Genomic DNA, 20,562 nt, shown 5'->3' with positions numbered 1-20,562 from the left:
GTGTCCGTTGGGTTGCCCCGGGATGCCCTTGCTTTGCCTGTTGTGCTTGCTTGGCTTCGCCGTTCAAAAAACTGTCTGAACTGCGAAGGAGCGAGACTATAGCATAAGTTTTTGGGCTGTCATCCGATGGAAGCCAGAAAGTTGCTACGCCATGCATGGCGCAGGCGTCGCCCCATCCCTCCGCACGCCTTCCCCATACCTGACTCTATATAGAGGGGCGGTTTTTCTGCCTTCTCTATATATAGTTGCCCTGCCCGGCTTGCCTACCCTTGGGGTACGTTTACTATTCGCCTGTACGCCGTACCTAATTGGAGACGAACACGCTATGCCCCCAGCCATCGCCCTGCGCGAAGATATCCTGATCAACGTCACTCCCTTTGAAACCCGCGTGGCGCTGGTGGAATTGGGGTCCGTACAGGAGCTGCACGTGGAACGCAGCATCCAGCGGGGCCATGTTGGCAATATTTACCTGGGGCGCGTGGTCAGAGTGCTGCCCGGCATGCAAAGCGCCTTTATTGACATCGGCCTGGAGCGCGCCGCTTTCATCCATATCGCCGATCTGCGCGAGAACCGGGGCGAGCGTAGCCAGGGTTTGACGCCCACGCCCATCGAGAAGCTGCTATTCGAGGGACAGACCATCATGGTTCAGGTGGTCAAGGACCCCTTGGGCACCAAAGGCGCGAGGCTGTCGACCCAGATCAGCATGGCCGGCCGGATGCTGGTCTACCTGCCGCATGATCCGCACATCGGCATTTCACAGAAGATCGATTCCGAGTCGGAGCGCATCCAATTGCGCGAGCGTGTGCAGGCCCTGATGCCGGCCGAGGAAAAAGGCGGTTTCATCGTCCGCACCCAGGCAGAGGGCGCCAACGACGAGGAGCTGACGGCCGACCTGGAGTATCTGCGCAAGCTGTGGGCCAGCGTCCAGGCCGCGGCCCGCACCAAACCCGCCCCCGCCCTGCTTCATCAGGACCTGACGTTGGCGCAACGTGTGCTACGCGACATGGTGGGCCCAAGCACCGGCACTATTCTGGTGGATTCGCGCACGACCAGCGCGGCCATGCTGGAATGGGCGCGCGTTTACACGCCATCGGTGGTGGACCGCATCCAACACTACAGCGGCGAGCGCCCCCTGTTCGATACCGCCAACGTGGATGACGAGATCGCGCGAGCGCTGTCGCGGCGGGTGGACCTGAAATCCGGCGGTTACCTGATCATTGACCAGACCGAAGCGCTGACCACGGTGGACGTCAATACCGGCGGTTTCGTGGGTGGCCGCAATTTCGACGACACTATTTTCAAGACGAACCTGGAGGCCGCGCAGGCCATCGCTCGCCAGCTTCGGCTGCGCAACCTGGGCGGCATCGTCATTCTGGACTTCATCGACATGGAGGAACAGGAGCACCGCGATACCGTGCTGGCCGAGCTAAAGAAGGCCCTGTCGCGCGACCGCACCCGCATGACGGTCAATGGCTTCACACAATTGGGCCTGGTGGAGATGACGCGCAAGCGCACGCGTGATTCACTGGCGCATCAGCTGTGCGAGCCCTGCCCCATGTGCGAATCGCGTGGCAACGTGCGCACGCCGCGCACCGTTTGCTATGAGATCCTGCGCGAAATCCTGCGCGAAGCGCGCCAGTTCAATCCCAAAGAGTTTCGCATCCTGGCGTCGCAAGACGTGGTGGACCTGTTCCTGGAAGAGGAAAGTCAGCACCTGGCGATGCTGGGCGACTTCGTGGGTAAGCGCGTGTCGCTGGAAGTGGAAAGCACGTATTCCCAGGAAAAGTACGACATCATCCTGGTTTAGTTTTCCGTCCTGACGCGCCGCCTTTCCCTGAAGACATGGATCTGACGCTTGCCCGAGTCCTGCTGTTCGGCTTAAGCCTGGCGGGCATCCCCCTTCTGGTGTTCGCGATAAAACTGATCCGTGGCGTGTTCACGGAGGAGATCGTCGCCGAGCTGCCTTATACGCAAAAAGAAGCGCCATTTTCGATTGCCACGGCGGGCACCTACGCCATCTGGCAGAAGGCACCCTTGCTTGCCAGGACGCCCGTCGGCGAATTTCGCCCGGAAGTACGATCGAGCCCGTCGGGCCGTCCCTTGCGATTGCGTGTTTCCTGGATGCGGCCCAGCGTCAATAACGGAATGACGGGCCGGATGGAACTATTCCGATTCTTCGCCCCCGCGGGCGATTACACGATCGCCTTCGGGGAAGGCGCGAGCGTGTCCAAGGTCGAGCTGGCGCTCTCCGCGCTTTTGCCGATCCGAAAGTCGGCACTGCCGGCAGACTATTCGCTGCAAGTCACGAAGGCGCGATCGGCTTTCGTTCTCTTGGCGGGGATATTCCTGATCCTCATCGCGGCCGGCTGCATTCTTGGCGGATTTGTTTTGGGGATATCGGCGCACCAGTTTGCCGGCCAGGCGGCAACGGCCCTCACGCGTTAACAGGTCGCAACGTTCTTTTCAACCCAACCTGTATGGATTGTGTGACTTAACAATTCGATTGAAATGAAGTTTGAAACCGATGGCGGCAACAGAAAGCAGCCGATAAGCTGCGGGCGCTTTGCGGGGTCTACCCTGCCTCGCGCCTTTTTCTTATGCTTTCGGAGGTCAATGCAATGAAGTCCCTATTCCGTCCGTTCCTGTTGCTGGTCGCAGCGTTGCCGCTGGTGCTGGCCGCCTGCGGCAACAAGGAGCCCGAGCAGCGCGCCGCGTTCACGCAGTACCTGCAAACCCGCATCGTCGATAAGCCCGGCGTGCGCGTGCCCGCATTGACGGATGAAGAAAAGAAGTCTTTTGGCGATTACGCGGCGCACTACGCCGTGATCACCGATTTCAATTCCGGCATGGATGCATCGGTCAAGCCGCTGTCCAGCATCATGCAGAAGGGTGCCGTGCGTTCGTTGAGCGATATCGTGGCGCGCCGCGACGACCTGAAGGGTGTGCAGACGTCGCTGAACGACATGGGCGAGGCATTGAAGGCGCAGAAATCGAAAGCGGATGCCGCACGCGCGCAGCTCAAGCAGCCCGATGACCTGAAGGCCGTGTACGACAAGGCCTATGACAAGACGGTGAGCCTGCCGGCCGATACATTCCGCGATGTGTTGCCGCAGCTGAACGCCACGTTCGACAGCAGCCTGAAGATCGCTGATTACGTCCAGGCCCACAAGGCGCAGATCGAGATTTCGGGCCCCGTGGTCAAGGTGCAGGATCCGGCGGTGCAAGCTGAGTTGAACCAACTGCTGCAAGACCTGAACGCCCAGGCGAAGAACCTGCAGCAGGCGCAGACGCGCATGCAAGCGGTGATGCTGGGCCGCTGATCGCACCCAGGCCCCGGGCCGAGGCCGCTACAGCGCGACAACCCGGTTTCGACCGGATTCCTTGGCCTGGTAGACGGCAGCGTCGGCGGCTTCGACCAAGGCGGACGGTTCATCGCCCGCCTTGGGGAGCATGGTAGCAACACCGATGCTGACCGTGACGACCCCGCCGTCGTTGTCCGGGTGCGGGACGCCTGATTCCAGCATGGCGCGCCGGATGGCTTCGGCAATGCTTATCGCACGCTGACCGCTGGTATCAGGCAACAGCACCACGAATTCTTCGCCCCCGTAGCGCGCCGCCAGGTCGCGCGGACGGCGGGCGTTTTTTTTCAGTATCGCCGCCAGCGTCTTCAGCAATTCGTCGCCTTCCTGATGGCCGTAGCGATCGTTATAGCGTTTGAACCGGTCCGCATCCAGGAACAGCAACGATAGCGGATGACCGTCGCGCCGGGCGGCCTGCCACTCGCGCGCCAGCGCCTCGTCAAACGCACGCCGGTTGGGAATGCCGGTCAGGGCGTCCGTCTGCGCTTGCATTTCAAGTTGCGCCTCGAACGCGCGCCTTAAGCGCATCTCTCGCCGGAACAGCACGATCTGCGCGATGACCGATAGGAACAACGCCAGTGTGACGGGCACGACCAATGCGACGCGCCTGACCCAGGGCTCGAGGATATCGTCCACGGCCTGCGCCACGTTAATCACCAACGGCGTATCTTCTATTGGCTCGAACGTGTACAAGCGCTTGACGCCATCCGGCGACAACGTGCCGACGAATGCACCCTCGCGGCGGATCAGAAATTGCTGGAAGTCCTGTGGGAAATCGACTTCGCGGCCCATGTCCGACAGCGAGTAGGGATTGCGAACCAACACCACGCCGTCATTGCGGAAAACCGTGATGGCGTCGCGCTCGCCAATCGACAGCGTGGCGAAGCGGTCACGGAAGTACGCCAGCCGAAGCGACCCGACGACGACACCCGCGAAACTGCCGTCGGAATGGGAAACCCGCCGGCTGATGGCGATACTCTCGTCTCCGCCGCGCAAGGGGCTCTGATACGGGCGGCTGACATACATGCCGACATCGTCGGCGTCACGGTGGACCTGAAAATAGTCCCAGTCGGAAAAATTCCGGTCTGCCTCGTCGATTTCCATCGAGGCGTAGCGCACGTTGCCATGTTCGTCCAGGACGCCGATGGCGCCCAGGTATTCCGCCGAGGACGACCGGTCGAACAGGAAACGGCGCAGCGCTTCGCCTTTGACTTGTTCGATCCCGGGTTCGCGCAGGCGTTCGACCACGCCTTGCAGCGACAAGTCGTAGAGGTGCAGCGTACGGCTGATGTCGGCGGCCAGCACGCTCGTGACGTTGTGCCCCGCGGTATAGGCGGCCTCCCACGTCAGGCGCCTGTCGATCCACAGCAACGCGACCGCGGCGGCACAGATGCCGATGGCGACCAGCCCGGCCAGTGCATACAGGATGCGATGCAAAAATCCACGGGATTTCAATGCGGCACTCCTTCGCAATGGCGGCCCGGACGCGGTGGCTGCCGCGCGGGCTTCATGTCCGGAGAGATAATGCCGGGCCCCCGCCCCCTGCGCAAGATCGCGACGGGCTCGGGGGGGCACGATCAAGGATGGCCCTTGGCTTTACTTGCGGGATTCGAGAATGCGCGGAGCGCGCGCCGTGGAACGGGCGCTTTACCGGCGAAAATCGCCGGTGATCGCCAGCAGGCGATGGCTTAGTCTTGAACTCCGGACGCTCTGCGCCCGGAGTCGCCCTTACGACACCGCCGTGGCGGCGATGCGGAAGGGAAAGGCGCGGACGCCCCGTACCTTGTCGGTCTCGCGTTGCGCGTTGATCGCCCAGGCAGGCCCAGCCCCGCCAGAGGACGACATCAGCTGGCGCATCGCGCCGGCCGAAAACCCGCACTGCAAGGCCAAGGCCTGGCGCCGGGCAAGCTCAACACCCACAGCGTGCGGCGTCGCGAAACTACGATCCGATTGCAGCATGGCAGCCCCCTGGCAAATGCTCTTCGTCAGTGAAGAGTCAGTGCAAATGAGACTACCGCAGTCTTTTAGTTTTGCGCGTGAAATGATACGTAAAGTAATGCAAAGATGCGGAAATATAGCGTACGAAATAAGGCTGTCATGCCAATGGGTTAGCAGCCGCCTGGGCGGTTTCGCGGTCGGGCTTGTCATTTCTGCCATCCGCCGGGCCCACCATGTTCCCGTACAGCAGCGATCGGCCCGCAAACAGCCCGCCCGCCACTTCGAGGTCAAACCGCTCGGTGTCGCGCCTGCGGACATCTTCAACGACCTGTGATGCTTCGTCCGCCGGCACGCCGATGGCGCGCAAGGCGGCCTCGCCGAATACCAGCGCGGATTCCAGGGTTTCGCGCACCTGATAATCCACGCCCTCCTTGGCCAGCGCCAGGGAATGGATCCGGTCATATGCGCGCACGACCACCTGGACCAACGGGAATTCAGCCTTGATCAGCTTGACCATGTGATTGACGGCCTGGGGATTGTCGATGCAGATCAGGATCGCGCAAGCGTGTTCGGCACCGGCGGTGCGCAGCATGTCGATGCGGGTGCCGTCGCCGTAATAGACCTTGACCCCCCATTTTGCCGCTGCGCGGATTGCGTCGGTGTCGGTGTCAAGGATGGACACTTTCAGGTCGCGGGCCAGCATCGCCTGCGTGACGATCTGCCCGAAACGGCCAAAACCGACGATCAGGGCGCAGCCGTCCAAATCCTTGGCGACGTCCACGCCGTCCATGGAGGGCGTGGATTTGGGTAGTAGCCAGCGTAGCGCCAGCACGCACAGCGGCGTCAAAGCCATCGAAATAATGACGACGGCCGTCAGCACGGCGCCCGTATGGGCATCGAAAATGCCGGCCGCGGCCGCCGCCCCATAGAGCACGAAGGCAAACTCGCCGCCTTGGGCGAGCAGCGCGGTGCGCGTCATGGCTTCGGCGTGGGAGGCGCGTAGCAACCGCGCCACCACGTAAACACCCACCGATTTCACCAGCATGAACACCAGCACGGCCGCCAGGATCAGGGGCCACTCCCGGGCCACGGCGGACAGGTCGAGCGACATGCCAACGCCCAGGAAAAAGAGGCCCAGCAAGATCCCCCGGAACGGCTCGACCTCGGCCTCTAATTGGTGACGGAACGTGGACTCGGACAATAGGACGCCCGCCAGGAAAGCTCCCATCGCCATCGAAAGGCCGCCCAGTTCCATCAGCAGCGCGGCCCCGAGCACGACCAGCAGGGCAGCCGCGGTCATGACTTCCCGGGCATGGGCAGCCGCCAGCAGACGGAACAGCGGATTCAACAGCCAGCGGCCCGCGGCCAACAGGGCCAGGATGCATCCGATTGCGATGGCGGACTGCAGCCAAGGGTCGCTTTGCTCGGCGCCGCCCGCCGGGGCCAGCAAGGCGACCAGCGCCAGCAGGGGCACGATGGCCAGGTCTTCCAGCAGCAGGATGGAGACGATGCGTTGACCTTGCGCAGTGGCGCTGTCGCCGCGTTCGCCCAGGATCTGCATCACGATGGCGGTGGAGGACAGCACGAAACCCATCGCTGCCATGAAGGCGGCGGGGCCCGACAGGCCGGCCAACAGGCCGACGACCGTCAAGAGGCCGCCGCACGTCAGCACCTGGGCCACTCCCAGGCCAAAGATCTCGCCCCGCAGCTTCCACAGGCGCGAGGGCTGCATTTCCAGCCCGATGATGAACAGGAACATCACCACGCCCAGTTCAGCGACGTGCAGGATGGATTTCGGATCCGAAAAGAAGCCGATCCCGAAGGGACCGATGGCCAGGCCGGCCGCCAGGTATCCCAGCACTGAGCCCAGCCCCAGCCGCTTGAAGATCGGAACGGCGATGACGGCCGCGCCCAGCAAGACGACGACGTTGACGAGTTGATTGCCTTCGATAGGCAGAGCCATGTGGCGCTCCAGGTTATGCGGCGGGGGCCTGCCCCATTTTCCGGCAATCCGGGGGATTGGCAATCCGGGAGTACGGCAAGCTGAAGGCAAAAAAACCGCCGCGATGGGCGGCGGTCGAAGGGGAAAGTTCGGTCAGTCGTCGCGGAACTGCATCTTGTACAGCGAGGCGTACAGGCCATTGGCGGCCAGCAGTTCGGCGTGGGGGCCGTGTTCGACGATCTTGCCGGCGTCCAGCACGATGATGCGGTCGGCGTTCTGGACGGTGGACAGGCGGTGCGCGATGACCAGCGTGGTGCGGCCCTTCATCAGGCGTTCCAGCGAGGCCTGGACCTGGCGTTCGGACTCGTTGTCGAGCGCCGAGGTGGCTTCGTCCAGGATCAGGATGGGCGCATTCTTGATCAGCGCCCGGGCAATCGCCAGGCGCTGGCGCTGGCCGCCCGACAGGCGGGCGGCATTTTCCCCGACCGGCGTGTTGATGCCCTGCGGGAGCCCTTCCACGAACTCCAGCAGGTTGGCGGCCGCCAGGGCGTCGCGCACCTTCTGTTCGCTGGAATTGCCCAAGGCGCCATAGCCGACGTTGGCGGCGATGGTGTCGTCGAACAGCACGACGTCCTGGCTGACCAGCGACAGGTGTGATCGCAGGCTGCGCAAGGTCAGGTCGTTGATTGGCGTGTCGTCGACCAGGATGGTTCCCCCGTCGGCCAGCACGAAGCGCGGCAGCATGTTGACGAGCGTGGTCTTGCCGCTGCCTGATCGGCCCACCAGGGCCACGGTCTGACCGGGTTCCACGACGAAGGAAATGTCGTTGACCGTATCGCGGTCGGCATCGGGGAAACGGTGCTTGACGTTGCGGAATTCCACCTTGCCACGCACGGGTTCCGGCAGTTCCTTGGTGCCCGTGTCGTTTTCGGGCGTCTGGTCGATCAGCGCGAACACGCTTTCGGCCGACACCAGCATCTTCTGCATGCGCGCCGCGACGTTGGTCAGGCGCTTGATGGGATCGAAAATCTGCGCCAACGCGGCCATGAAGGAAGCGAAGCTGCCCACGGTGAGCGCCCCGCTGTTGGCCTGGCTGAGCGCGACGGCGATGACCGCACCGACGGAAATCGAGATGCAGACCTGCGTCAGCGGCGTCAGCGCGGCATCCGCCGTGGCGGTGCGCATCGCGAAGCGGCGGAGACGGCGGCTGACGAAATCGAAACGGCCTCGCTCGACTTCATAGCCATCGAACAGCTTGATGACACGCTGGCCATCGATGCCTTCGCCTACCACGCGGGTCAGCTCGGCGTTCATGTTGACGGTGTCGCGGTTGATGCGGCGCAGGCGCTTGATGAAGAAGCGCGAAATCAGCACCGACACCGGCAGCATAATCAGGATGATCAGCGTCAATACCCACGACATGTAGAGCAGCACGCCAATCAGGGCCAGCACCACCAGCGTTTCGCGCACCAGCACCGTGATGACGTCGGTGGCGTATCCCGTGACGTTGCCGGCATCGATCGTGAAGCGGTTGAGCAGCCGTCCGGTGTCGCCGCGCTTGAAATCGGAATCGGGCAGGCCAAGCAGGCGTTCGAACATGTCGCGGCGCATGCCCAGCAACACATTGTTGGCCACCCAGGCCAGCAGATAGTCACTGAAGAAGTTACAGATCCCGCGCAACAGGATCAGGCCCACGACCGCCAGCGGCAAGGCCCAGACATAATAGGGTTTGGCCCCGGAAAAGCCGCCATCCAGCAACGGCTTCATAATGACGGCCAGGACGGGTTGCGTGGCCGCCGCGCCCGCCATCAGCAGGACAGCCAGCAGCAAGCCCTTCCAGTAGGAACCCACGCGGCTGTAGATCCGGCTCCAGAGTTCAGACTTGACGGGGTTGGAATCCGCGGGTGCGTTGCGTGCGGCAGAATTCAAAGGGAACACTCGCTTTTATACAATTGTGCCCCGGATTGTACCGGCTACGCGCCGCCGCGCTGTAGCGCCCACCCTCATTTCAGCCCCATTTTCCCCTCGCCCGCCCATGTCCGAAATCAGTTGCTTGTACGTCCGGTTACCCAATTGGGTGGGCGATGTCTGCATGAGCCTGCCCAGCCTGCGCGCCCTCCAGGGCAGCGGCTTGCCCCTGGTGATCTGCGCCCGCCCGTGGGCCCGCGACCTGCTGGATGGCGTGGCCAAGCAGGATTTCATCCCCATGCGGGGCAAGGTCGGCCCCGATCGGGCCGCCGTCAGCGCCCACCGGCGCAGCCTGGGCGCCCTGGGCCGGCGCGCCCGCGGACTGCTGCTGCCGGATTCGCTGTCCAGCGCGCTGGTCTTCCGGCTGGCGGGCCTGCCATCGGCCGGCTATCGGGACGACGGGCGCAGCTTCCTGCTGCGCTGGCCGATCGCCAAGCCCGATGAATCACTGCACGCCGTTCAGTCATGGCATTACCTGACCCGCGCGGCCCTGACCCGCTGGGGCCTGCCGTCCGGCCCTGCTCAGCCGGGTCCGACCCTGGATTTGCCCCTGACGCCCGCCCACCAGCAGGCCGCCAGCCAGGCGCTGGACGCCGCCGGGCTGACCGCCGACCGATTCGTGCTGATCGCTCCCACGGCCACCGGCCTGCACAAGGGCAAGATCAAGGTCTGGCCGGGATTCGATACACTCACCCGCGCCTTGCAGGCACGCGGCCATACCGTGGTAATGTGCCCCCCTCCGGCCGAAACCGACGAGGCGCGGCGCAATGCACCGACGGCGCAGTTGCTGCCGCCGTTGTCGCTGGGCGCCTTTGCGGCGCTGACGGCCCGGGCGGCACTGGTGATTTGTAACGATTCCGGCGTCTCGCACGTTGCCGCGGCGGCTTCCGCCCGGGAACTCGCGCTGTTTGGCGTGACCCGTCCGGGACGGACCGGCCCCTGGTCGCCGCAGGCGGTCTGCGTCGGATCGGATCAAGCGTGGCCGTCCGTGGAAGAAGTTGAACAGCAGGCCGTCACCCTGTTGGGCAGGACGAAGTAATCAGGATAGTTTTGACATGACCTTTTCCAGCTACCTCACGAATCTGATCATTCCCTACAACCTGTGCGTGACCTTAGTCATCATCGGTCTCGCGTTAGGCTGGTTCCGGCTGCGCAAGACCGGCGGCGCCATCATCGCCACGGGTTTGCTGTGGGCGCTGGTTTGGTCGCTTCCGGTGACTTCGCTGTGGCTGGGCGGCGCGCTGGAAAACCGCTACCCGCATCTTCCTCCGGCGGAATCGCCAACGGCCGACGCGATCGTGGTGCTGGGTGGCAACACGGCCAATGGCCGGGCCAATTGGTTCTTGCCCTATGACAAGGACACCGCCATCGTGCGCATCGATACTGCGGCCCGCCTTTATCTGGCTGGCCGAGCCCCCAAGGTGCTGCTGTCGGGCGGCGCGTTGGAAGGCGATGTCAGCGAAGCCCGCGGGATGGCGCACGCGATCCGTCAACAGGGGGTGCCTGAAACCGCGCTGATCCTGGAAAACGCCAGCCGCACCACTTACGAAAATGCCGCCCTGACCGAAGATACGCTGAAGTCGCGTGGCATCGGCAAGGTGCTGCTGGTGACGTCGGCGCTGCACATGCCGCGCGCCATGGCGGCCTTTTCCAAGCAAGGCGTGGAAGCCATTGCCGCCCCCGCCCCGCCCCAGATCGTGGCACCCGCGGATGGCTCGCTGCCGTTGTGGCTGCCCGACCAGCGCACCTTTGACGCCAGCCGTTCCATCATCAAGGAATACGCCGGCCTGTTCGTGTATTGGCTGCGCGGATGGGTGTGAGCCCGGCCGCGCGGCCCGCGCCGGCGCTGGACTGCCGGGCGGGATGTGGCGCCTGTTGCATCGCGCCATCGATCACCCGGCCGATTCCGGGCATGCCTGACGGCAAACCGGCGGGCGTGCCCTGTATCCAGTTGCTGCCGGACATGCGTTGCGCCATCTTCGGCCTGCCCTCGCGGCCGGACTTCTGCGGCGGCCTGCAACCCCAGCACGACATGTGCGGCCCCGACCGCGAGCACGCGATCCGGTGGCTGGGGGACCTGGAACGAGCGACTGCCCCGGCCCACTGAACGGCCGCTTCTTCAGCAGCGGGCTTCCAGCACCTTTTCGTACAGTTCCTCGTACCTTGAGGCGACCGTTTCCCAGCTTTGATCGCGCGCGATCTCCAGGCCGCGTTCGGTCAATGCCGCCCGCAACTCGGGTTCCGAACCCAGCCGTTCCAGCGCCTGCGCCAGTTGGGCTCCGTCGCGCGGATCTTGCAGGATCAGGGCATCCTTGCCGGCGCAAAGGTATTGCGCGAACCCGCAATATGCCGGAGAACTGACCACGACCGGCAAACCATGCGACATGGCCTCCAGTGGCGCCATGCCGTAGCTGTCGTTCAGCGTGGGATGCGCGTAGATATCGGCCGCGCTGAAATACTGCGCCACGTCCGGGGTGGGATCGACGAGCGAGATGCGGTGGGCGATGCCACTGGCGGCGCGGACGCGGTCGCGGGTGGGCTCGTCCGCCCCGACGACCAGCAGCTTGTAATGGGCCGGCAACTGCGACAGCGCATCCAGCAAGGCCGGCAACCCTTTGCGCAGCGGATTGCGAGCCACCAGCAGGCAGCCGATGGTGCCGGCGTCCCAGCCCAGGCGGGCCCGCGTGGCCTCGCGGCCCAGGGCATCCTCGGCAGACGGCAATTTCACGCCGGGCGCGATGATGTCCACCAGTAGTTGCTGGCCGTAGCTGCGGTGCAGCTGATCCATGATCAGGCCGGACACGGCCACCACGCGCCGCAGCGGCGTACCGCGCACGCGCAGCTTTTCCAGCAGCAGGTAGGTCGCCAGGCGCGGGCTCAGCCAGGCCGTCACCCGGGCGAGCGGCCTGACGCGGGTGACGCGGTTGTAACGCACGGGCGTCACGTGCATGACCTGGATCTCTCCGGCCCACCCGTTCATGTGCGAGTGCACGATGTCGAACTTGCCGCGCGTGAGCCGGTCGGCCCGCCAGGCGAAGTACAGCACGCGCATCCAGCTGGGCAACCAGCCCGGAAAGCGCACCGGCAGGAAACGGAACGGCAGGTCGCTGTCGAAGTCGCGCGCCACGATGGAGATCTCGTGGCGCTGACCCAGGACGCGCATCAACTCGACGCCATAGGCCTCCGCGCCTCCGAAGCGATTGCCGAAGCGGTCGACCAGCAACGCGATGCGAAGCCGCCGCTCAGCGGCGCCGGCGGGTGTCTTCATACCGGGTCAGGCACTTCTGCAGGAAGCGGATGATGTTGGTGGAACGCGCCACCGTCACCCGGGGCAACCCGAAGGGATCGTCGGACGCCGCAGCCAGACCGCGCTGCGTCAGCGTGGCGTTGTCGTAGCCGGCCTCGCGCACCATGTCGCGATGTTCCTGCCCGTGGTCCCCGTAGGGGTAGCAGAAGGCCGTCACGGGCGCTCCCAGCGCCTGCTCCAGTTCGTCCTTGGATTCGACGATCTGGCGCCTGGCTTCAACGGGCGTCATCTGCGGCAGGTGCACGTGGTCCAGCGTGTGCGAGCCCACCTCATTGCCGGCCTGGGCCCATTCGCGCATTTCCTGCACGGTCATCAGGGCCGAAAACGGGATGCCTTTTTCATGGTCCCAGACATTGCCGCCATCGAACTGATGCGCCACGAAATAGTTCGTGGCGGTAAAGCCCAGTTCACTGAGCATGGGCATCGCATTGCGATGCACGTTGCGGTAGCCGTCGTCGAAGGTAATGCCGAACACCTTGCCCTGGCGCTCGCCGCGCACATAGGGCATGACGTCGCGCATCGACAGGCCGCGGTAACCCAGCCGGCGCATCCAGCGCATCTGGCGGGCAAAGCTGTCGGGATGTACGGTCAGCCCACGAAACGGCGTGCCCTTGGGGTTGGGCTCGCCGATCTGGTGGTACATGAGAATGGGGATAGACATAGGACCGGATTATAGGGCCCGGCGTCCATCCCGCGTACGCTGGTAGACGTCGACTGTGGCGGCGGCGAAACGGTCGATATTGAAGTCGCGCAGGCTGGTTTCCCGGGCACGGACGCCCATGGCGCGAACCGTATCCGGATGCTCGAGCATGAACCGCAGCTTGGCCGTCATCGCGGGCACATCGCGCACCGGCACGATCCAGCCATCCACGCCGTCGGTCACGTTTTCAGGCAGCCCGCCCGCATCGGTCACCAGCGCGGGCAACCCCAGGCCCATGATCTCGCGGCAGGCGAAGGACAGCGCTTCGCGATAGGACAGCACGAAGCCCGCGTGGCATGACGCCAGCGCGGCGCGCACATCGTCGAGCAGGCCGGGGAACCGCACCTGGTCGATCATGCCCAGCTCGCGCACACGGGCCAGCTTGGCCTCGGAAGGCGGATCGCCCGCCACCATCAGCAGCACGCGCGCCTTGTCGGCTGGCGGCAATGCCGCCACCGCCGCCACCAGATCCAGCCAGCCCTTGTCGTAGTCGGTGCCCCCCGCGCTGCCCAGCAGCAGCTTGCCTTCCCACTCGGCGCCGAAGATCAGCGCGCGCAGCTTGTCCAGACTTTCGGGCGGAGGCGGGGCGAAGAAATTCGTGTCGATGCCGTGCCGGATGGTCGTGATGGGGCGCTTGCTGTAGGGCGAACGCTGCATCAGGCCATGCACGTAATCGCTGACGGCGATGCCGTGGTCGGTTGCCAGCGCGACGCGCAGCTTGTGACCGAAGCTGGTAAGCGGATGGTCGTTGTGCTTGGTGAACACGATGCGCGGACGGCGCGCCATGCCCAGCGTGGCCAGCATCACCTGCTTGTGGTCGGCCGAACCGTTGACATGGATGATGTCGAAGCGCCCTGCCTTGATCAGGCGGCGCAGTTGCGCGCGGTCCTTGAACCAGGAGGACGGACGGGTCGTGTACTGCATGTCGACCACCGTCACGCCGGGAATGGCGCGGGCGTAGCGGTGCAGCCGGCTGGTGGCGGGGGCCGCCACGGTGATTTCGTGATCGCGCGCCAGCGCTTTCGCCAGGTTGATGATGTAGGTGACGTGCCCCCCGCCGTTGCCGGCGTGGAAGTTCGTGTACAGGATCTTCACTTCTGTTTCTCGGCCAGGAACATCAGCTTGGAATAGCGGAAAAAGCTGCCTGCCGCCGCCGTCACCGCCAGCACCAGGCCGTGCTTGCCATCCAGAAAGCCGCGCCGGATCAGATAGATGCGCACGAAGGTCCAGAAACCATGGCCCAACGCGCCGAAGATCGACGTGCGGCGCCCCTTGGCGTACATCATCGCCGCGGCATCCGAGGAATAGCGGTTGACCTTGTTGATCAGCGCGTCCAGGTTGTCATAGGGGTAATGATTGAAGTAGCCCTGCATTTTCAGCGGCTGGCCGTTGGCCGGCACGACACGCTCGTGCACCGCGGCGTCGGTGAAGCGCGCCGTGCCGCGCTTGAACAGGCGCAGCACGTAATCGGGCCACCAGCCGCTATGCCGGATGTCCTTGCCGCAGAAATTCGACAGCCGGGCGATCTCGTAGGCGTCGGCGCGCGGATTCGCCAGCACTTCCTGGATTTCGCGGGCCAGTTCGGGCGTGACGTGCTCGTCGGCATCGATGGACAGTACCCAATCGCCTGTCGCCAAGTCCAGCGCCCGGTTCTTCTGGGGCCCGAAGCCAGGCCAGTCGGACGTGATTTCAACGCGTGCGCCCAGCGCTTGCGCGAGCTCGACGGTGCCGTCGGTGCTACCCGAATCCACCACGATGAATTCGTCGGCGAAAGCCACGGACTTGAGGCAGGCGGCGATGTTCGCCGCTTCGTTCTTGGTGATGATGATGACTGATAGCTTCATCCGCGATTCCTAAGACGCTTTTTCCAGGCTTTCCAGGCGTGGTAGCGAGGCCCCCAGAAGGGGTCGCGCGACAGCCAGATGCGCCGGTTCAGCCAGGTTCCGCCCTGATTGCGCACCGCGAAACGAAAGATGTGTCCGGGGTCGGCGCCAGGCGTGTTCTGCCCGAAAGGGTCGGTAGTGTACAAGTGCGCAAAGCCTGCCTGCCGGGCGGCGGCCACATAATCCGCATCGAAATAGCCCTGCGGCCAACAAAGATGGTCGCTGACGGCGCCCAGGCGCTGCAGCAGGGTCTTGCGGGAGTCGTGCAGCTCTTGTGCGATGTGGTCACGCTTGGCGTCCACGTCGGCGCCACAGACCTTGTCCCAGCGGGTATGGGTATGCGTGTGGGAATGGAACTCGAAGGTGCCCGCCGCCTGCATGGCTTCGATTTCGCTCCAGCGCAGCATGGCCTCGTCGGGGCGACCCGCAGCCACCAGCTGTTTGCAGGCGTCGTGATCGGGCGTGGCCGGCAACGGACCGCCCTGTCCCGCATGCGGCCGCACGGGACCGTCGCCGATCCAGCCCGTGATGGTGAACAGCACGGCATGCATGCCGTGGCGCGCCAGCACGGGATGCGCGTGCACCCAGTTGTTCAGGTAGCCATCATCGAAGGTGATCAGCACGGACCGTTCAGGCGCCGGGCCGCCCGCCAGATACGCCGCGAACTGGCTGGCGGACAGCGATTGGTATCCCGCCCGCGCCAGGCGCGAGATCTGGGCATCGAATACGTCGGGTGTCGCCGCGATCATGCCGCCCGCGGGCGTGACATGGTGGTACATCAGCACGGGGACGTTGGGCGCGTTCATCCCGCCCGCTCCGCCAGCCACTTGAGGTAGACGGCTTCGGTGGTTTCGGCCAGGCGGGCGGGCGAAAACACGGCCTCTTCCCAGACCATCTTGTGGCCGGCTTCGCCCATGCGTCGCCGCAGGGCCGGGTCGTCGATCAGGCGCGCTAGCGCGTCGGTCAGCGCCTGGGGATTCTTGGGAGGCACCAGGATGCCGGTATCGCCATTGCGCAGCATCTCGGAAACGCCGCCCACGTCGGTGCCGATCACAGGCAAACCGCTGGCCTGGGCTTCGACATAGACGGTGCCCGACGCTTCCTGCTGCGTGGCCAGTGCGAACAGGTCGAATCCGGCCAGCAGATTTGGCACGTCGCGGCGCATGCCCATCAGGTGGATCCGGTCTTGCAGGCCGAGTTCGGCCACGTAGTCTTGGGTCTGCTCAAAGACGGGCGACCCGCCGCCGACGAACACCAGATGCAGTTTGGGCCGGCTTGCCATCAGCGGCGCCATCGCGTCGATCAGGTCCTTGTGCCCCTTGGTGGCGCGCATGACGGCCACGCAGCCCACGACGATATCGTCTTCGGCCAGGCCGAGTTCGTCGCGCAGCGTCGAGCGCTCGACGGGCGGCGGCAGCACGATGGGCGAGTAAACGGTGGCCACTTTGTTGGCGGGCACGCCGCGTTCGATCAGGTATTTGCGCACATGATCACTGACCGTCGTGACCCTGTGCGGCAGACAGGTATAGGACCATAGGGAGCCCACCTTGTTCGACAGGTGGCGGGTCCGCACGATCAGCGCAGTGCCCGCCAATCTGGCACCGACCGCCGCGATGACGGTATCGCGCCGGCTATGGGTGTTGAGTACGTCAAAGCGCCCTTCCTTCAGGATGCCGCGGACGGCCGCCACGCCCTTCAGGTAGTTCACGGGCCCGTCCATCTCTATCTTGTGCACCGTGAAGCCGGCATCGGACAGACGTTCAGCCAGCAAGGCCTTGGGCTGGCAGATGGCTTCAAGATGATGGCCGCGCGCGCGCATGGCCGTCATTTCCTTGAAGATCCGCCCTTCCTGGCCGCCAAAGCTCGTGGCGGCTTCCGAATGCACGATACGCAGATTTCGCATCAATAGGTGACCTCGACTCCGTCCGGCTTGGTCCAGGCATTCAGGTTTTCAAGCAGCGTGTCCGCCATGCGAACCCGCCACTCCTCGCCCAACCGGACCGTGCACAGGAAATTGTTCTTGGTATAGACAATATCGATCGGCACGCCGGGGATGCCGTTTTCGGGCTCGGCGCGGAACGGGTTCAGCATCTGGCGCAAGCGCGCCGCGTCGGCCGACCCGTTGAGCTTGACCCGCAAGGATTTGGCGCGCGCTTCGCGGGCCAACTGCAGGTCGTACAGCTGTTCGGCCACGATGCGCATGCCGCCGGAATAGTCGTCGTTGCTGACCTTGCCCTGGACGATGACCAATTGATCTTCGCGCAACCGGTTGCGGTGCTTCTCGTAGAGTTCGTTGAACACCGAGATCTCCACCTGCGCGGTGCCGTCATCCAGCACGGCGAACACCATCTTGCCGCGGCGGGTCATCATGACGCGCACGCTGGCCAGCACGCCGCACATCCATTGCAGGTCTCGCTGCGGTTCCACGCGCGCCAGCTGCATCGGCACGATGCGGCGGACTTCGTCGCGCCAAGCGTCGAACAGGTGGCCGCTGTAGTAGTAGCCCAGCGCGGATTTTTCTTCCGTCAGCTTCTTGTGCAGGTCCCACGGCGCGACCTTGGCCAGTTCGCCCGCAACCACGTCGCCGCTATCGTCGCCGAACAGCGAGGCCTGGTTGGCGCTGCGCGCCGCCTGTTCGGCGGCTTCCATCGCGGTAGGCACCGACGCCAGCATGGCGGCGCGGTTGGGTTCGATGGTGTCGAAGGCTCCAGCCTTGATCAGGGCTTCGATGGTGCGGCGGTTGACGGCCTGCTTGCCGACGCGGCGGCAGAAGTCGAACAGGTTCAGGAACGGGCCGCCTTCCTTGCGGGCACGCAGGATGTCTTCGACTGCGCCCTGCCCGGTGCCCTTGACGGCGCCCAGGCCGTAGCGCATGGTGCGCGGCGGCTTGCCTTTTTCGGTGTACTTGTCCTTGACGGGTTCAAAGCGATAGCCCGAAAAATTGACATCGGGCGGCAGCACTTCAACGCCGTTGTCCTGGGCGTCGCGGCAGAAAATCTGGACCTTGTCCGTGTCGTCCATATCGGAAGACATGGTGGCGGCCAGGAATTCGGTCGGGTGATAGGCCTTGAGCCACGCGGTCTGGTACGAGATCAGCGCATAGGCGGCCGAGTGCGACTTGTTGAAGCCGTAGCCCGCGAACTTTTCCATCAGGTCGAACAGCTTGACCGCCAGGTCCGGGTCGTGGCCCTTTTCCTTGGCGCCTTGCTCGAACAATTCGCGGTGCTTGGCCATTTCCTCGGGCTTTTTCTTGCCCATGGCGCGGCGCAGCAGGTCGGCGCCGCCCAGCGAGTAGCCGCCGATGATCTGCGAGATCAGCATCACCTGTTCCTGGTAGACGATGACCCCATAGGTGCTTTTCAGGGTGCCTTCCAGGTCGTTGTGGAAGTAGTCCACCGCGGCGCGGCCGTGCTTGCGATTGACGAAGTCGTCCACCATGCCCGACTCCAGCGGCCCCGGACGATACAGGGCCAGCATGGCGATGATGTCTTCGAAGGTGTTCGGCCGCAGCTTTTTCAGCAGCTCCTTCATGCCGCGCGATTCCAGCTGGAACACGGCGGTGGTGTTGCCGTCGCACAGGATCTTGTAGGCGGCGGGGTCGTCGAGTTCCAGCGCCATGACATCGAAGTCGCGCTTGTCCTCGTTGAACTGGCGCACGTAGCGCACGGCCCAATCCAGGATCGTCAGGTTGCGCAAGCCCAGGAAGTCGAACTTCACCAGGCCGGCGGCTTCGACGTCGTCCTTGTCAAACTGCGAGACCGCGCTGTTCTCCTGGCCCGGCTGGCAATACAGCGGGCAGAAGTCGGTGAGCTTGCCGGGTGCGATCAGCACGCCGCCGGCGTGCATGCCGATGTTGCGGGTCAGGCCTTCCAGCGGCTTGGCCAGGTCGACCAGCGCGCGCACTTCCTCTTCCTGCTCGTAGCGGTCCTTGAAGGCGGGTTCGTCCTTCAGGGTGCGCTCCAGCGTCCAGGGATCCATCGGGTTGAACGGGATCAACTTGGACAGGCCGTCGCAGAACATGTAGGGCATGTCCAGCACGCGGCCGGCGTCGCGCACCACGGCCTTGGCGCCCAGCGTGCCGAACGTGGCGATCTGGCTGACGGCGGCGCGGCCGTACTTTTCCTTGACGTAGTCGATGACGCGTTCGCGGTTGTCCTGGCAGAAGTCGATATCGAAGTCGGGCATGGAGACCCGCTCGGGATTCAGGAAGCGCTCGAACAGCAAGTCATAGCGGATCGGGTCCAGGTCGGTAATGCCCAACGCATAGGCCACCAGCGAACCCGCGCCCGAACCGCGTCCGGGGCCGACGGGCACGCCGTTGTTCTTGCCCCAGTTGATGAAGTCCTGCACGATCAGGAAGTAACCGGGGAACCCCATCTGGATGATGGTTTTGCATTCCCAGCGCAGGCGCTCGTAGTATTGCTCGCGCTTGGACTCGCGTTCCGCCTCGTTGGGAAACAGGAACGCCATGCGTTTTTCCAGGCCTTCTTCCGACAACTGGACCAGGTAATCGTCCAGCGTCACGCCCTCGGGCGTGGGGAAATTGGGCAGCCGCGGCTTGCCCAGCACCAGGCTCAGGTTGCAGCGTTTGGCGATTTCGACCGTGTTGGCCAGGGCCGAAGGCACATCGGCGAAACGCCGGGCCATTTCCTCGGAACTGAGTAGATACTGTTCCTTGGTGAAGCGGCGCACGCGGCGCGGGTTTGCCAGGATTTCGCCTTCGGCAATGCAAACGCGCGCCTCGTGGGCCTGGAACTCGTATTCATCCAGGAATTGCACGGGATGGGTGGCCACCACCGGCAGCCCGGCCTCGCCGGCCAGCCGCATGGCCGCCTGCGTATAGGCCTCGTCGCCGTCCATGCCGGCCCGCTGCAATTCAATGTAGTAGCTGCCGGGAAACAGGAGCGCCCATTGGCGCGCCAAGGCCAGCGCGGACACGGCGTTGCCGGCGTCCAGCGCCTGACCCACGTCGCCCATGCGCCCCCCGGACAGCGCGATCAGGCCCTGCTGGCCTTGCAGCCATTCACGGCGGATTTCCGCGCGGCCCTTGCCCTGGTTCGTCAGGAAGGCCTTGGACAACAGTTCGCACAGGTTCAGGTAACCCTGGTGGTTGCGCACGAGCAACAGCAGACGGAACGGCTTGGCCGGGTCGTCGTCGTTGGTCAGCCAGACATCGCAGCCGGCGATGGGTTTCACCCCCGCGCCGCGCGCGCCCTTATAGAATTTGATCAGACCGAAAAGGTTCGACAGATCGGTCAGCGCCACGGCCGGTTGGCCCAGCTTGGCGACGCGTTTGATGAGGTCGGGGATGCGCACGATGCCGTCCACCACCGAAAACTCGGAGTGGACGCGGAGATGCACAAAAGGGGTCGGGGTTGTTACGGCTTCGGACATAGCGGGAATTGTACCTAGGGATCCCGGTCCAAGCCGATGCGCCCGAGATTCCGCAAAGGGGGCGCCACGGA

The 20,562-nt window shown here is 64.4% G+C and carries 17 protein-coding genes; 6 read left to right on the top strand and 11 right to left on the bottom strand.

The window, feature by feature from the left end:
* Positions 1–343: 343 nt before the first annotated feature.
* The 3 genes from rng (at position 344) to CQ050_RS19915 (ending at position 3,320) form a co-directional block, all read left to right on the top strand.
* On the top strand, positions 344–1,807 hold the full coding sequence (gene rng, locus CQ050_RS19925) for a ribonuclease G (protein WP_105558562.1): 1,464 nt from the start codon (positions 344–346) through the stop codon (positions 1,805–1,807).
* A 35-nt stretch (positions 1,808–1,842) separates the two neighbouring features.
* Positions 1,843–2,445: a hypothetical protein gene (locus CQ050_RS19920; RefSeq protein ID WP_105558549.1), complete on the top strand. Its 603-nt coding sequence runs from the start codon at positions 1,843–1,845 to the stop codon at positions 2,443–2,445.
* Positions 2,446–2,618: 173 nt separating this feature from the next.
* A complete protein-coding gene (locus CQ050_RS19915) occupies positions 2,619–3,320 on the top strand; it encodes a DUF3053 domain-containing protein (protein WP_105558548.1) in 702 nt (233 codons plus the stop codon).
* Between the two features lie 27 nt (positions 3,321–3,347).
* Here CQ050_RS19915 and CQ050_RS19910 read toward each other — a convergent pair whose 3' ends face one another.
* From CQ050_RS19910 to msbA, 4 genes are all read right to left on the bottom strand, one after another.
* Positions 3,348–4,814: a sensor domain-containing diguanylate cyclase gene (locus tag CQ050_RS19910; protein WP_105558547.1), complete on the bottom strand. Its 1,467-nt coding sequence runs from the start codon at positions 4,812–4,814 to the stop codon at positions 3,348–3,350.
* A 273-nt stretch (positions 4,815–5,087) separates the two neighbouring features.
* Positions 5,088–5,318 (bottom strand): hypothetical protein, encoded by a 231-nt coding sequence (locus tag CQ050_RS19905; protein WP_105558546.1) that lies wholly within the window; start codon positions 5,316–5,318, stop codon positions 5,088–5,090.
* A gap of 136 nt (positions 5,319–5,454) precedes the next feature.
* Positions 5,455–7,260, bottom strand: coding sequence for a monovalent cation:proton antiporter-2 (CPA2) family protein (locus CQ050_RS19900; protein ID WP_105558545.1), 1,806 nt, complete (start codon positions 7,258–7,260; stop codon positions 5,455–5,457).
* 132 nt (positions 7,261–7,392) lie between these two features.
* Positions 7,393–9,168 (bottom strand): lipid A export permease/ATP-binding protein MsbA, encoded by a 1,776-nt coding sequence (gene msbA, locus CQ050_RS19895; protein WP_105558544.1) that lies wholly within the window; start codon positions 9,166–9,168, stop codon positions 7,393–7,395.
* A 106-nt stretch (positions 9,169–9,274) separates the two neighbouring features.
* Here msbA and CQ050_RS19890 point away from each other — a divergent pair, with 106 nt between their 5' ends.
* The 3 genes from CQ050_RS19890 to CQ050_RS19880 are packed head-to-tail and all read left to right on the top strand — an operon-like array spanning position 9,275 to position 11,314.
* Positions 9,275–10,246, top strand: a complete 972-nt coding sequence (locus CQ050_RS19890) for a glycosyltransferase family 9 protein (protein ID WP_105558543.1) — start codon at positions 9,275–9,277, stop codon at positions 10,244–10,246.
* Positions 10,247–10,262: 16 nt separating this feature from the next.
* Positions 10,263–11,027 (top strand): YdcF family protein, encoded by a 765-nt coding sequence (locus tag CQ050_RS19885; protein WP_105558542.1) that lies wholly within the window; start codon positions 10,263–10,265, stop codon positions 11,025–11,027.
* Entirely contained in the window at positions 11,018–11,314 is a 297-nt protein-coding gene (locus tag CQ050_RS19880; protein ID WP_105558541.1) for a YkgJ family cysteine cluster protein, read from the top strand. The genes CQ050_RS19885 and CQ050_RS19880 overlap by 10 nt, the downstream gene beginning before the upstream one ends.
* A gap of 12 nt (positions 11,315–11,326) precedes the next feature.
* Here CQ050_RS19880 and CQ050_RS19875 read toward each other — a convergent pair whose 3' ends face one another.
* Genes CQ050_RS19875 through dnaE form a run of 7 tightly spaced genes read right to left on the bottom strand, consistent with a single transcriptional unit; the run spans position 11,327 to position 20,491 of the window.
* The gene (locus tag CQ050_RS19875; RefSeq protein WP_105558540.1) at positions 11,327–12,475 is read right to left on the bottom strand and encodes a glycosyltransferase family 4 protein; all 1,149 of its coding nucleotides are present in this window, start codon (positions 12,473–12,475) and stop codon (positions 11,327–11,329) included.
* Positions 12,450–13,175, bottom strand: coding sequence for a polysaccharide deacetylase family protein (locus tag CQ050_RS19870; protein ID WP_105558539.1), 726 nt, complete (start codon positions 13,173–13,175; stop codon positions 12,450–12,452). The genes CQ050_RS19875 and CQ050_RS19870 overlap by 26 nt, the downstream gene beginning before the upstream one ends.
* 9 nt (positions 13,176–13,184) lie before the next feature.
* Positions 13,185–14,309, bottom strand: a complete 1,125-nt coding sequence (locus CQ050_RS19865) for a glycosyltransferase (protein WP_105558538.1) — start codon at positions 14,307–14,309, stop codon at positions 13,185–13,187.
* A complete protein-coding gene (locus CQ050_RS19860) occupies positions 14,306–15,058 on the bottom strand; it encodes a glycosyltransferase family 2 protein (RefSeq protein WP_105558537.1) in 753 nt (250 codons plus the stop codon). The genes CQ050_RS19865 and CQ050_RS19860 overlap by 4 nt, the downstream gene beginning before the upstream one ends.
* Positions 15,055–15,903 carry a polysaccharide deacetylase family protein gene (locus CQ050_RS19855; protein WP_105558536.1) on the bottom strand — a complete coding sequence of 283 codons (849 nt, stop codon included), beginning with the start codon at positions 15,901–15,903 and terminating at the stop codon, positions 15,055–15,057. The genes CQ050_RS19860 and CQ050_RS19855 overlap by 4 nt, the downstream gene beginning before the upstream one ends.
* Entirely contained in the window at positions 15,900–17,000 is a 1,101-nt protein-coding gene (locus CQ050_RS19850) for a glycosyltransferase family 4 protein (protein WP_105558535.1), read from the bottom strand. Before CQ050_RS19850 ends, CQ050_RS19855 begins: the two co-directional genes overlap by 4 nt.
* Entirely contained in the window at positions 17,000–20,491 is a 3,492-nt protein-coding gene (dnaE, locus tag CQ050_RS19845) for a DNA polymerase III subunit alpha (protein ID WP_105558534.1), read from the bottom strand. Before dnaE ends, CQ050_RS19850 begins: the two co-directional genes overlap by 1 nt.
* Between the last annotated feature and the right edge of the window lie 71 nt (positions 20,492–20,562).

This window comes from Achromobacter sp. MYb9 (assembly GCF_002975275.1).
Classification (GTDB): Bacteria; Pseudomonadota; Gammaproteobacteria; order Burkholderiales; family Burkholderiaceae_B; genus Achromobacter.
The sequence above is the reverse complement of the archived record's forward strand: the minus strand, read 5'-3'. Positions and strand labels throughout refer to the sequence as shown.